General features: G+C 69.5%; 9 protein-coding genes and 1 pseudogene. 9 read left to right on the top strand and 1 reads right to left on the bottom strand.

What is annotated here, in order from left to right; genetic code table 11:
• Positions 1-801: exonuclease subunit SbcD (gene sbcD / locus CGL27_RS49390; RefSeq protein WP_240450927.1), on the bottom strand; the 801-nt coding region annotated here is incomplete at its 3' end.
• A gap of 133 nt (positions 802-934) precedes the next feature.
• Here sbcD and CGL27_RS49385 point away from each other — a divergent pair.
• The 9 genes and pseudogenes from CGL27_RS49385 to CGL27_RS49350 all read left to right on the top strand — a co-directional run bounded on the left by CGL27_RS49385 (position 935) and on the right by CGL27_RS49350 (position 12621).
• Positions 935-1780, top strand: a complete 846-nt coding sequence (locus CGL27_RS49385; protein WP_119983695.1) for a hypothetical protein — start codon at positions 935-937, stop codon at positions 1778-1780.
• 48 nt (positions 1781-1828) lie between these two features.
• Positions 1829-3412: a hypothetical protein gene (locus CGL27_RS49380; RefSeq protein WP_240450926.1), complete on the top strand. Its 1584-nt coding sequence runs from the start codon at positions 1829-1831 to the stop codon at positions 3410-3412.
• A gap of 361 nt (positions 3413-3773) precedes the next feature.
• Positions 3774-4157 carry a hypothetical protein gene (locus CGL27_RS52965; protein WP_240450925.1) on the top strand — a complete coding sequence of 128 codons (384 nt, stop codon included), beginning with the start codon at positions 3774-3776 and terminating at the stop codon, positions 4155-4157.
• Between the two features lie 290 nt (positions 4158-4447).
• Positions 4448-5807 (top strand): annotated as a pseudogene (locus tag CGL27_RS49370) (AAA domain-containing protein).
• A gap of 153 nt (positions 5808-5960) precedes the next feature.
• Positions 5961-7430: a DUF3375 domain-containing protein gene (locus CGL27_RS49365; RefSeq protein WP_119983699.1), complete on the top strand. Its 1470-nt coding sequence runs from the start codon at positions 5961-5963 to the stop codon at positions 7428-7430.
• Positions 7431-7473: 43 nt separating this feature from the next.
• Positions 7474-7848, top strand: coding sequence for a DUF4194 domain-containing protein (locus CGL27_RS52960; RefSeq protein WP_240450924.1), 375 nt, complete (start codon positions 7474-7476; stop codon positions 7846-7848).
• Between the two features lie 20 nt (positions 7849-7868).
• A complete protein-coding gene (locus CGL27_RS52955; protein ID WP_240450923.1) occupies positions 7869-8015 on the top strand; it encodes a hypothetical protein in 147 nt (48 codons plus the stop codon).
• Positions 8012-11446 carry an ATP-binding protein gene (locus CGL27_RS49355; protein WP_119983701.1) on the top strand — a complete coding sequence of 1145 codons (3435 nt, stop codon included), beginning with the start codon at positions 8012-8014 and terminating at the stop codon, positions 11444-11446. The genes CGL27_RS52955 and CGL27_RS49355 overlap by 4 nt, the downstream gene beginning before the upstream one ends.
• A complete protein-coding gene (locus tag CGL27_RS49350; RefSeq protein ID WP_119983702.1) occupies positions 11443-12621 on the top strand; it encodes a Wadjet anti-phage system protein JetD domain-containing protein in 1179 nt (392 codons plus the stop codon). The genes CGL27_RS49355 and CGL27_RS49350 overlap by 4 nt, the downstream gene beginning before the upstream one ends.
• The last annotated feature ends 354 nt before the right edge of the window (positions 12622-12975 follow it).

Raw genomic sequence — 12975 nt, 5'->3', positions numbered from 1 at the left:
GCGAGTACGACGCTCTTGGTGTCGCCGGTCTCGCCGAAGTCCATCTGCAGGGGGCTGCCGGCGTAGTAGGCGGGGAAGCCGGAACGGCCGACGGGTGGGGTTGTGGATGTGGCCGAGGGCGCCGTAGGCGACATCGGGCAGGTCCGCGGCTGCGGCCGCGTACTCGGTGCTCAGGGAGATCCGCCGCTCCGAGTAGGACGGGAGGGCTCCTTCGATGAACAGGTGGGCGGCGTAGACGAGGACGTCCCGGGGGCCTCGGTCGGCGGTCAGACGGCGGTAGACCTCGGCTTGGACGGTGCGCATCCGTTCGGCGTAGGTCGCGGTGGCCAGGGCGGGGTCGGCGAAGTCGTAGGTGAAGCGGTTGGGGTGCAGGTAGGGCAGTGCGCCGATGCGCAGGGTGAGATCCCCGTTCCTGGTCGGGTACTCGGCGAGGAGCAGTCTGTCGGGGTGAGCGTCGGTGGCGAAGCGGACCCGGGTCTGGTCTCCGTCGCGGGCGCCCATGTCGTTGAGGACGTACTCCAGGAACGTCAGGACGTGAGTGGTGTCGTGGTTGCCGGCGACGACGACCACGGGCGCGATCGTGCCGAGGCGGCGCAGTGCCTGGGCCGCGCGGCGCATGTCGTCCAGGCTGGGCCGGGGGCTGTCGAAGAGGTCGCCGCTGTGCACGATCAGGTCGGGGGTGTAGTCCTCGGCGATGGCGATGATTTCGTCCAGGACGGCGTCGACCTCGCTGTCACGTCGATGGCGGCCGATCTGGCGGCCCAGGTGCCAGTCGGAGGTGTGGAATACGCGTCCCGTCACGGGTGCCTCCAGAGGAACGGCCTGCGGGGCGGCGCGGGTTGCGCTGCCGCGGCCGGAGGTTCGGTGTCCCGACTGTACCTCGAATCACAGGAACAAGTCTGGAAAACTCTGGAACTCTGGTAGCGTCTGGTGCATGAGTGATCCGCTGGACGCCCTGGAGAAGAGCATCGGCAACCTGCGCCGCGCGATCCGCGACGCCGCCGCCGCCGGTGACACCGAACGGGCCGGCGAGCTGCGCATGCAGCTGCGCCGCGCCGAGCGGGCCTGGGACGCCCTCCTCGACGCCGATGAACCGGCGGCTGCCCCGCCCCGCCCAGCGCCGGAAGCTGCTCCGGCCGCCCGGGGATCACAGCTCCCGGCACGCGAACACGTCCACCGTGCCCTGATGCTCCTCGGGGCCCCGGCAGCCCCCAAGCTGATCGTCGGCGTGCACGAGGCGTTCTTCCCGGGAGAGCTCTCCGCGTCCAAGCTCTCCAGCCTGCGCCGGGACGAGGAGCGTTCCTACCGTTCCAGTCCGGGAGCCCGGCCGTACTACCTGTGCCCGGCACTGGCACACGACCTGCTGACACCGGTGCGGGCACTGATCACCATCAGTACCTGGACGCTGGAGCAGCGCGTCATCGGCCCGCTGTCACCGCGCGTGGACTACCTCACCGGCGCGATCCGCATCGCCGAAGCGGTGCATACCTCCGCCGAGTCCGCTGCGGAGGGGCCCAGTCCGGAGGCCCTGCGGCTGCTGTGGCGCTTTGCCGTCAACATCCCCGACGCCATGCCGAGGAACGCCTCCGGTCACGAGGGGGCGCTGGATCCCCAGCAGGTGATCGGCGCCGCCCAGGCCGAGCTGGACGTGCATACGGACGCCGACCGTGCCACCCGGGCGGCGGCCGCGCGGCGGGCCCGTAAGTCCCTCGGGGACGACGAGCAGTTGTTCGGCGCGCCCCTGCGGGGCGTCACGCATCTGCGGTCCGCCCGTGCCTGATTTCCATCTCCCCGCATCCTTTTCTCCCCCGCAAGGACCTATGAGACCGTGAAAGCACCAGTCGACGACCGCCTCGCCGCACTGCGCGGATCCGCGAAGCGCCTGGACTACAACGCTAGGTCGCTGGCGGCCCTGGAGAACAATCCGCGCTGCACACTGCGGGCCCTGCTGGACGCCTCCGGCTCCGACAAGGCCGCGATCGCCACACACGTCGGCCATCCCCCGTCCTTCGGCCAGTCCTCCTTCGCCATCACCCGCGGCAACGCCTTCGAGGCGATGGTGAAGGACAACGGCTGCGCGGAGCTCCTGCGCGTCCTGCGCGAGACCCTGGAGCTGACGCTGCCGGAGGTGGGGTACGAGGACCTGAACGACGTCGGCGGCGACGGCCGTTCCAAGGAGCGCCATGAGCGCACCGAGGAAGTGCTGCTGCGGGCCGCCCGGGGCGAGGGCGACGGTACCTTGTTCGACCACCCGATGCTGTGCCTGCAGATCGGCGGGCACAAGGCGTACCTGGAGCCGGACCTGGTCGCCCTCCGCATCGACGGACGCTTTCACGTCGTGGAGATCAAGAGCTTCCCGATCATCGACGAGCAGGCAAACTCCGCACAGGTGCGGGCGGCGACCACGCAGGCGTGCGCGTACATCATCGCGCTGCGCGACCTGCTCGGGCGGGCCGGCATCGGCGAGGAGGCCGTCTCCGATACGATCGTGCTAGTCGCGCCGAAGGACTTTACCAACCGGCCGACCGGGGCGTTCGTCGACGCCAGCAAGCAGGTGGCCGCTCTGACCCGTCAGCTGTCCCGCATCGAGCGCATCGGGGACCTGGTGGACCTGCTGCCCGATGACCTCACCTTCGACCTCGCCCCGGACGCGGAAGATCGGCCCCGGCGCCCGGCCGAGGAGCTGACCGCGGCGCTGGATCAGGTCCTCGTGACGTACCGCCCGGACTGCCTGAACCACTGCGAGATGGCGTTCTACTGCCGCTCCCGCGCCCGCGCGGAAGCCTCGCTGGATGTCCTCGGGCCGGTGGGCGCGAGCAGTTCGGCGCATCGACACCACGACCATGGTCATGGACTGGCTCGCGGAGAACTGACGCCGAGCGATGACCAGGTGGGATGGCCGCGGCCCTGCGCACGCCGCACGGCTGCGCGCAGAACTGGAAGACCTCGGGGTTGCGGCATGAGCACGCTGTCGGCGCTGGCGCACGTGCAGGCGATGGAGTCGATGCAGGCGGTGCCCCTGACCGAGTTCCGGCACCGGCACCTGTCGGGCCGGCCGCTGGTGATCGTCCCGCTGGCCATGGCCGGAGAGGCCGGGGCTCCCCTGGCCGCGATGGTCGGCTCCGCCAAGAGGAACGGGACCCTGCTGGTCGTGGCCCAGCCCCGCAACCGCGACCAGCGGTTCGCGTTCGCCGCCGACCTCGGCCGGATCGTGATGGACTACATCGACTCTTTCCGCCAGGACCGCCGCGGGGAAGGCAAGCGTTCCCGGTACACCGAGGCGCCGCAGATCCTAGTGCCCACCCCCGGCGGCGTCAAAGCCCTGGCCGATCTGGGACGCATGTGCGCTTCCGCGCGACGTCCGGTCCCTATGCGGTGCCGGACGTCGTACCGGAGTTCGGCATGTGGCTGACGTTCCTGGTCGACAGGGCCGAACAGGCCGGCACCTCCGTGCTGCTGCCCGTCACCACAATGCTCGCGAGCACTGGGCGACCGGCCAGAGCACGCTCGAGACCAGAACTCGCTCCCTGATGGCCTGGATCGCTCCCCCGTCGGGCTTGAGCGTCGAGCAGGCCATGGCGATGCGGAGAACCCGGACGTGTGCCCGCCGGCGGGCCCGTCGACCTCCCCGAGTTCGACAACCGCGACCTGGCCCCGGCAATCAGAAAGTTCGACACGGCCCGCACGCTCGGCGACCCGCACGCGCTGGCCACCGCCGAGACCGAACTACGGGAACTGATCGCGGGACAGATTCAGCCCACCTGGCGCATGGTGTGGCAGGCCATATCGCTGCTGCGCTCTGTGCCCGAGGCACCGCGGACCGGCAAGCGCTTCGAGGCGACTGCAAGGCCTTCACGGACTACTCCGACTACCGGGACTCCGGCGGCCTTCCACAGCGCAAGCGGGACACCGCGATCGGCGCGGCCCGGCGGCTGGGCTGGCTGGAGCGCGCGCTGGCCGAATTCGAGTCCGACATGGCGTTCGACGATCGTTTCGTGCTGGCCGACCGGCGCAGCGCCGGTGAGGCGTTCGCCGGGACGGTCGTGGAGGCCGAACCCGGCCGGACGGTCACCACGGACAAGAACAAGCGGGTGCCGCGGCCGCGCGTCACGTCCGCACCCTGGATCCCGTGCGGCTGGCCGCCGACACCAAGCTGATCAGCCCGTCCATGCCGGCCGGGCACAAGGCCATGATCGTCTCCGTTTTCCCCGACGGCGACACCACACGGGTCACGGTGGAGGTCACTGGCGGCATGGGACGCGGCCGCGTCCCGAAGCAGGGCACCGTCCCGGAGCCGGGCCAGTGCATCGCCTACCTGCCCGACCGGGGTGGCGCCCGGCACCGCAGTTCCCTGCCTCCGATGCCACCCCGTGGACACACAGTGCCGCCGACGGGGTCGGCACCGACCCCGCCGTACCCGAGGACGCCGCCGCAGAGGAGTGGGGCAATGAGGACTGACACCAGCACGACGCCCGTACCAGCCGTGTCCGACCCTGCAACGGCCGCTGCCGCTGCCACCGAGGCGATCCTCGCGAACATGGCCGACGGGCGTCACAGGGCCGTGGTCGTCGACTCCCCGCCGGGCGCCGGCAAGAGCACCCTGGTGGTCCGCGCCGCCCAGGAACTCACCGACAGCGGCGAGCGCCCGATCATCGTCGCCCAGACCAACAACCAGGTCGACGACCTAGTCGTGCGCCTGGCCAGGGAGCATCCCGGCATCGCCGTCGGACGGTTGAGTGCCACCAGCTACACCCGTCTCCGGCCCTGGGCACCCTGATGAACACCACCGTCGGCCGCACCCTGGCCGACCTGGCCGGCTGCTGGATCATCGTCGCCACCGCTGCCAAGTGGGCCACCGTCCGCGACGCCACGTTCGGCTGGGCGGTCCTGGACGAGGCCTACCAGATGCGTTCGGACATGCTGCTGCAGATCGTCGAACGCTTCGAGCGGGGCCTGTTCGTCGGCGACCCGGGCAGCTGGACCCGTTCACGATCGTCGGCACCGAACGCTGGATCGGGCTGCCGCACGACCCCACGCAGAACGGTGTCAGCGTGATGCTGGAGCACAACCCGCACATCCCTGTGCACCGGCTTCCGGTGTCCTGGCGCCTGCCGCTCTCGGCCGCACCGACCATCGCCCGGGCGTTCTACCCGTTCACCCACTTCACCGCCGGGACTGGTGAAGACACACGCGCCCTGGAGTTCCGCACCGCCGGGCTCGCCCGCGCGGATCTGGACGAGACCCTCGTGCAGGCGTTCACCACCGGCTGGGCCCTGCACGAACTGCCCCGTCGCCATGTCCCGCGAACCGACACCGAGACCCTCCAGACCGCCGCCGACCTCGCCGGCCGGCTGCTGGAGCGCGGAGCGGTCGCCACCTGTGAGCGCGACCCGGGCGGCCGGCGCCTGGACGCCGGTGACATCGCCATCGGCGTCGCCCACCGCGACCAAGCTGACCTGGTCCGGGCCGCGCTCGGCCGGACCGGCAGCCCCGGCGCGCGGGGCGTGGCGGTGGACACCGCGAACCGGCTGCAGGGCCGTGAGTTCGAAGTCGTCATCGTCGTGCACCCGTTGTCCGGCCGCCGGGACGCCACGGCCTTCCATCTGGAGGCCGGGCGGCTGTGCGTGCTCGCCTCCCGCCACCGGCAGGCGTGCATCGTCGTCGCCCGCGAGGGCATCGCCGACCTCCTGGACAGCCACCCCTCGACCGACCCGGTGCATCTGTCCGTGCGCGCCAAGTTCCCAGACGGCTGGGAAGCCAACCAGATCATGCTGGACAAGCTCTCCCAGCACCGCGTCGCCGCCTGATCCCGCACGGGCGCGGCCGCCCGACGCCCGGGCACCACTGAATTCGCAGAATTGTTCTATTTTCCGGCTTTTGTCAGTGCCCATCTTTAAGGTTTCCGCATCCGCTCCACCCGGGCGGATAAGGAAACCGCACGTGTGCGATCGGGGGGTTGCATGCAATTCGATCAGGTCACGGCTCTCGCGAGCCATCCGGCATGGGTGCTGCTGCGCGCGGACAACGCCGCTTTGGTGCTGTCCTTCTGCGGCACGGTATTCGTCGAGGAGAACGCGCGCGGGGTGCCCGAGAGTGTGCTGGAGTCCCGGCTGGACGACCAGCTCTACCTCCTCAACGAGCGCGAGCCCGGCTCCTTTCCCCGGTCCGCCGCCGCCTACCTGGCGGAGTGGACGAAGAGCGGCTGGCTGCGCAAGTACTACCCGCCCGGCGAGGACGAGGCACACTTCGATGCGACCACGGCCCTGGAGAAGGCCGTGGCCTGGGTGCGGGATTTGCCGGCACGCTCGTTCATCGGCACCGAGTCCCGCCTGAACACCGTCGTCACACTTCTTCGGCAGATGGCCTTCGGGGCGCAGACCGACCCGCAGGCGCGCATCGACGAACTGCGCCGGGAACGTGACGCGCTCGACGCCCAGATCGCCCGGCTGCTCACCGGAGAGGTGGAGCTCCTCTCTCCGCTCGCTCTGCTGGACCGCTACCAGCAGGTGGAGAGCACCGCGGTCGAACTCCTGCGGGATTTCCGTGAGGTGGAGGCGAATCTGCGGGAACTGGACCGGCGGCTGCGTCGGCAAGTGGCCACCGCGGAAGGCGGCAAGGGTGAGCAGCTGGCCGCCTTCCTGCTGGAGCGCGACGAGATCGCCCAGTCCGACCAGGGGCAGAGCTTCCAGGCGTTCTTCGACTACCTCCTCTCCCCACGCCGTCAGCAGGAACTGCGGGAACTGCTGCAGCAGGTAACCCAGTTGCCGCAGCTGGAAGGCAGAACCGACCGGAGACTGCTGAAAATCCCGTTCGCCTGGCTGGAGGCGGCCGAGAACACCCAGGACACCGTCCGGCAGCTGACTGAACAACTGCGCCGGTTCCTGGCCGACCGCAGCCGGGCGGAGGACCAGCGCGTGCTGGCGCTGGTCCGCTCCGTTCAGCGTCACGTCACCGCCCTGGGCGACACGGCGGATCTGCCCGGCATGGAGCTGGAAATGCCTCAGGCGGGCATCGCGCTGCCGATGGAGCGGCGGCTGTATATGCCGGTCGAACGCGTCGAGCTGGACACCTCCGCGGTCCCGCCGCCCGACGACACCGAGGCGGACCTCACGGAGCTGTTCGTCGGCATCCACGTCGACACCGTGGAACTGGCCGGCCACGTCCTGGATGCGGTCGCCGCGAGCCCGAACGGCCAGGCGGCCCTGGCCACCGTCGTCGACAACCACCCGCTGACCCTGGGACTCGCCGAACTGCTCGGCTACTTCCGCATCCAGCACCCCGCTCTGGACGTGAGCGTGGACCCGGAGAACACCGATGTCCTGGTCTACCCGCGTGTGGCGGCACCGGGCCACGCCCGGGCCGAGGTGCCGCATGTGACGTTCGTACGCAATGAGGGCGGCACGGCCGCCGGAAAGGCCGACCCGCGATGAGCGATGCCCTCACCGCCCCGTTGTCCACCTGCTGAAAGCGGGTGTGCTCTACCAGGGCGACGCCCCACTGGTATGGGAGCAGATCCTCGCCCAGCAGGCGGCGATCGGCGACTACCTCGCCGTGATCGGCCTCGATGTCGTCGTCGACCGCGCCGAGGGCTACGCCTATGTGCGGCAGCAGGACAGCGAGGCCCGGGACGACGGGACCGCCGTGCCGAGGCTGGTCACCCGCCACCGGCTCTCCTTCCCCGTCAGCCTGATGCTCGTCCTGCTGCGCGGGCGGCTGGCGGACAGCGACGCCAGTTCCGACGATCCGCGCCTGGTGCTGACCCGTGAGGACCTGGTCGAGATGGTCCGCGGCTTCCTGCCCCACGCGGCAACGAAGCCCAACTCGTCGACCAGATCGACGCCCACATAAGGAAGCTCGTCGACCTCAAGGTGCTGCGCCCGACGAAGCAGACCGCGGCCTACGAGGTACGGCGGCACCTCAAAGCCCTGGTCGACGCCCAAGTTCTGGGCGATTTCAACGACCTCCTCGCCACCTACCGCAGCGCTGTCTCCACCACAGTCAAGGACGACGCATGACTCTCACCACCGGCCCGGCGGCGCTCATCCCCCGCCAGACGGCGCCCAGCCCGGCACACACCTACGACGCCGGCCCAGGATTCCGGCTCGCCCGCCTGGAGGTGCTGAACTGGGGCACCTTCCACCGCACCACCCGCACGTTCACCGTCGACGGGCACAGCGCGCTACTCACCGGCGGTGTGGGCTCGGGCAAGTCCACCCTGGTGGACGCGATCACGACACTGCTCCTGCCCGCTCACAAGATCGACTACAACAAGGCGGCAGGTGCCGACGCCAAGGAACGCGACCTGCGCTCCTACGTCCTGGGCCACTACCGGAACGAACGTGTCGAAGCAACGGGCAGTACCCGCCCTGTGGGACTGCGCGACCACACCTCCTACAGCGTGATCCTGGGCGTCTTCACCAACTACGCCCTCGATACCCATCTCACACTCGCGCAGGTCTTCTACTGGACCTCCCCTACCAGTACCGGACAGCCGGAGCGGTTCTACCTCACCGCCGAGCATCCGCTGTCCATTGACACCGACTTCACCGGCTTCGGCACCGACATCACCGACCTGCGTCGGCAACTGAAACAGCGCGGTGCCACCCTCCACGGCAGCGCATACACGCAGTACGGCAAGGCGCTGCGCCGCGGTCTGGGCATCCCCGGTGAGCAGGCCCTGGAGCTGTTCCACCAGACGGTGTCGATGAAGGCCGTGGGCAGCCTGGACGAGTTCGTCCGCGAGCGAATGCTGGAGCCGTTCGACGCCCAGGCGGCCGTCGACAAGATCGTCGCTCACTTCGACGCGCTCACCGCCAGCCACAGCGAAGTGGTACGGGCCCGCCAGATGATCGAAGGCCTGGCGCCGATCGTGGAGGTGTGCACCCGGTACGACACCCTCCAGGAAGACCTCAGCATCCTGGAACGGCGCCGCAGCGCCGTTCCCGCGTTCTTCGCCCAGCACCGCCACAGTCTCCTCGCCGCGCGCCACGCGGCGCTGCATGCCCGCACGACAGAACTGGAGGTACTGCAGTCCACCCGCGCGCGGCAGCTGGAACAGCTGCGCGGCGCGGCCGACGGCCTGCAGCGCCGCATCGACGGCGCCGGCGGGGAGAAGCTCATCCTGCTGACCGGCCGGATCGATGAGTTGGGCCGCGAACGCAAGCGGCGCCGCGACCGCGCCACCGAGTACAACGGCTGGCTCGCGCAAGCAGGTATGGAGACGGTCACCGACTCCGCCTCCTTCCATGAACGCACGGAGCAGGTCTCTGCCGCCCGCACCCGGGCCGGGGAGCAGGAACGGCAGGACCGCGAGGAACTCGACGGCCTCGCCGTCAGGCGCCGCGACAACACCGCCGCGACTGACGAGATGCGGCGCGAGATCACCAGCCTGCAGCAGCAGCGCTCCAGCATCCCCGCCCAGGTGCTGGAGCTGCGCCGCGAACTCGCCGGCGCCATTGGCGTTGGCGTCGACATCCTGCCGTTCGCCGGCGAGCTGATCCAGGTCCGCGACGACGAGGCCGATTGGGCCGGTGCCGCCGAACGCGTCCTGCGCGGATTCGCCCTGTCCCTGCTGGTCCCGCACACTCACTACGACGCGGTCTCGTCCTGGGTCAACGGCCGTCACCTGGGACTCAAGCTCGTCTACTACCAGGTCCCCGCCCACACACCGAGCGCCACGCTGCCCGACGACCGCACCCTGCTGACCGGCAAACTCGACCTCAAGTCTGACAGCTGGGCCCGCGACTGGCTCGCCGCACGGCTGCGCTCGCGCGCCGACTACCTGTGCGCCGAAGACCTGGACACCTTCACCCTCGCCACCCGGCCCGCCGTCACCCGGCAAGGCCTGGTCAAGGCCGGCGGAGGCCGCCACGAGAAGAATGACACCCACCGCATCGACGACCGGCGCAACTGGGTGCTGGGCTGGAGCAACCAGACCAAGCTCGACGCCCTCCTCGCCGACGCCGCCCACCTCACCCGCGAGAGCGCCGCCCTCACCGCCGCCACCCGCGAACTCGAGAAGCGGCAAAAGGCCCGCGCCGGAACCAACGGCGCCCTCACCCTCCTGGCCAGCGTCACCGCCTACGCGGAACTCGACTGGCCAGCCACCGTCGCCGACATCGAACAGCTCGAGCGGCAAAAACGCACACTGGAGGCCGAGGCAGGCCTGGACACGCTCACCGCGCAGCTCCAGCAGACCAAGAACGACATCAAGCAGAGCGAGGAGACCTTCGGCCTGGGCCAGGAAGAACTGGGCGCACTGCGCCACGACACCGAGGGCACCACCACACTGCTGCAGAAGACCACGAACCTGCTGGCGAAGTGCGACCTCGACGCCGTGGCGGAGCACGAGACGGCCCTGGGCAGGTTCCTGCCCGCGGCCGGCAGCAACGACAGCCGTCTGGAGAACCTGGACAGCGCCGAGCGCGACGCCGAAGCACAACTGCAGCGCACGATCGGCAGACGCAACGACACCCTGCGCCAGGCAAGCAACCAGGCGATCGGGCTGATGACCGCCTTCCGCGGCAAATACCCGGCCCATACCACCGAACTGGACAACTCCATGGAGTCCGTCGCCGGCTACAGATCCCTCCACCACCATCTCACCGACGAGGACCTGCCCCGCTTCGAGCAGCAGTTCCTCCTCTACCTGCGTACCAATGTCATCCGCGACATCGCCTCCTTCCAGGGCCGGCTCAGCGCCCAGGAGCAGCAGATCCGCGAACGCATCGACGTGATCAACGACTCGCTGGCCGGCATCGACTACAACCCGGGCCGCTACATTCGGCTGAACGCCGCCCCCACGCTGAACAGGGAGATCCGCGAGTTCCAGCACGACCTGCGGGCCTGCAGCAGCGAAGCGCTCTCCAACGACACCGGCGACTCCTACACCGAGGAGAAGTTCCTCCAGGTCAAAGCGCTCCTCGATCGGTTCAAGGGCCGCGCCGACCACACCCGGGTTGACGCCGGGTGGACCGCCCGGGTCACCGACGTGCGGCGCTGGTTCGTCTTCTCCGCCAGCGAGCTCGACCGCGGCACCGACAACGAGCACGAGGTCCACCCGGATTCCGGCGGCAAGTCAGGCGGCCAGAAGGAAAAGCTCGCCTACACCGTTCTCGCGGCTTCCCTCGCCTACCAGTTCCGCATCGATCCCAGCACCGCCAAGGCCAAGACCTTCCACTTCGTCACCATCGACGAGGCCTTCGGACGCGGAGACGACTCCTCCGCCCACTTCGCCCTCGACCTGTTCCAGCGTCTGGGCCTGCAGCTCCTTGTCATCACCCCGCTCCAGAAGCTGCACGTCATTGAGCCCCACGTCACCCGCGTCGGCTACGTCGACAAGCCCGACGAGACCCGCTCCCGCCTGGTCAACCTCACCATCGAGGAGTTCCGCGCCCACAAGCAAGCGGCCCGGCAGGCCCACCAGCGGCCGGAGGAGCAGCCATGACACCGGCCGCGTGGAGCCGCCCCGAGGACGTTCTCGAGACCCTGCGTCGCAAGTGGACCAGCGGCCGCTACCTCGCTGCCTCCGCAGGCGGACACCCCTTCGAACCCATCGCGGTGCCGCTCAAGGGCCCGACCGCGGGCGATATCCTGCACCACTACGAGCAGGCACTCGCCTGGGCGCAGTCCTGGGCCCCCGGCCTTCACCCCCAGCTGCGCCTCCAGACCAGATCCATCGGAGGCCGCAACGGCCTTCCCTTCCAAACCGTGCCGGTCCGGGCCTGGATCGATACCCGCCCCGCCCTGTGGGCACTGCTGGGCGTCACCGGCCAGGTCGACTGCTTTCACACCCTGTATGAGCACACCGCACTCCATGACCCCGGCCTCGCCCGGTGGATGGCCGACCACCCCATGAAGGTCCTCCTGCACACCGCGGTCTGGCACCAGCTCGTGCGCACCGTCTGCTGGATCCGCGACCACAGCGCCGAACAGGTCTACCTGCGCGAGATCGACGTGCCCGGCGTGGACACCAAATTCGTCGAGACCCACAAGGCGATCCTCGCCGGTCTCCTCGACCACGCCCTCCCCGAGGGCCGCATCAACGCCGGTGCCCCGAAGAATGATCTCGCCTCCCGCTACGGCTTCCGCACCAAGCCCATCTACATCCGCCTGCGCTACCTCGGCGCCTCTCCCCTGCCCTTCAGCGAACTCACCGTCCGCGCCAAGGAACTGGCCGACTGGTCCCCCGGGGTGCGCACCGTCTTCGTCCTCGAGAACGAGATCACCTATCTCTCGCTGCCGCCGGTCCCCGACGCCATCGCCATCCTCGGCTCTGGATACGCCGCTGCCCTGCTGCGTCACCTGCCCTGGCTCGACGACGTCGACCTCTATTACTGGGGCGACATTGACACCCATGGCTTCGCCATCCTCGACCAGGTCCGAGGACGCTTCCCGCACACCACGTCACTGCTAATGGACCGCGACACCCTCCTCTCCCACGAGTCCCACTGGGGCCAGGAAAAGACACAAGCCCACGGCGACCTGACACACCTCACCCCCGAAGAAGCCCACCTCGACCACGACCTGCGCACCGGCACCTACCACCCGCACCTGCGCCTGGAACAGGAGCGCATCGCCATCACCGCCGTGCGAAAGGCTCTGACGCGGCACCGGGAGTGACACCCGGAGGGCTGCGGACACCGGACCGCCGCGGGCCAGGAACGTGGTCGAGGGCGAGGCCACTCCCGCGCCCAGCCGGGCGGTCCGCGGTTCCGCGAAAACGCCGGAAACGACCGTTCCGGCCAGCGTAATGGCTCGCCCGGGACCAGTGCCGACGGCTCCCCAGGGCGCAGGTGCCGGGAAGACGGACCCGGCCACCCTGCCCGGGACGGAAGAGTCAGCGCGGCGGGCGCGGGCCAACGCTCCTGTCGCAAGTTCTGAAACGGGTTCTAATCTTGGCGTTTAACCTCGTAGGTCACCCGACCTGCTGATCTGCGGTTCTTCCCGGGACAGCGGAGGCGGCCGTCCTCCACG

The organism is Streptomyces sp. 11-1-2 (assembly GCF_003595545.1).
GTDB lineage: Bacteria > Actinomycetota > Actinomycetes > Streptomycetales > Streptomycetaceae > Streptomyces > Streptomyces hygroscopicus_B.
This window is presented reverse-complemented; position numbering and strand designations above follow the sequence as displayed.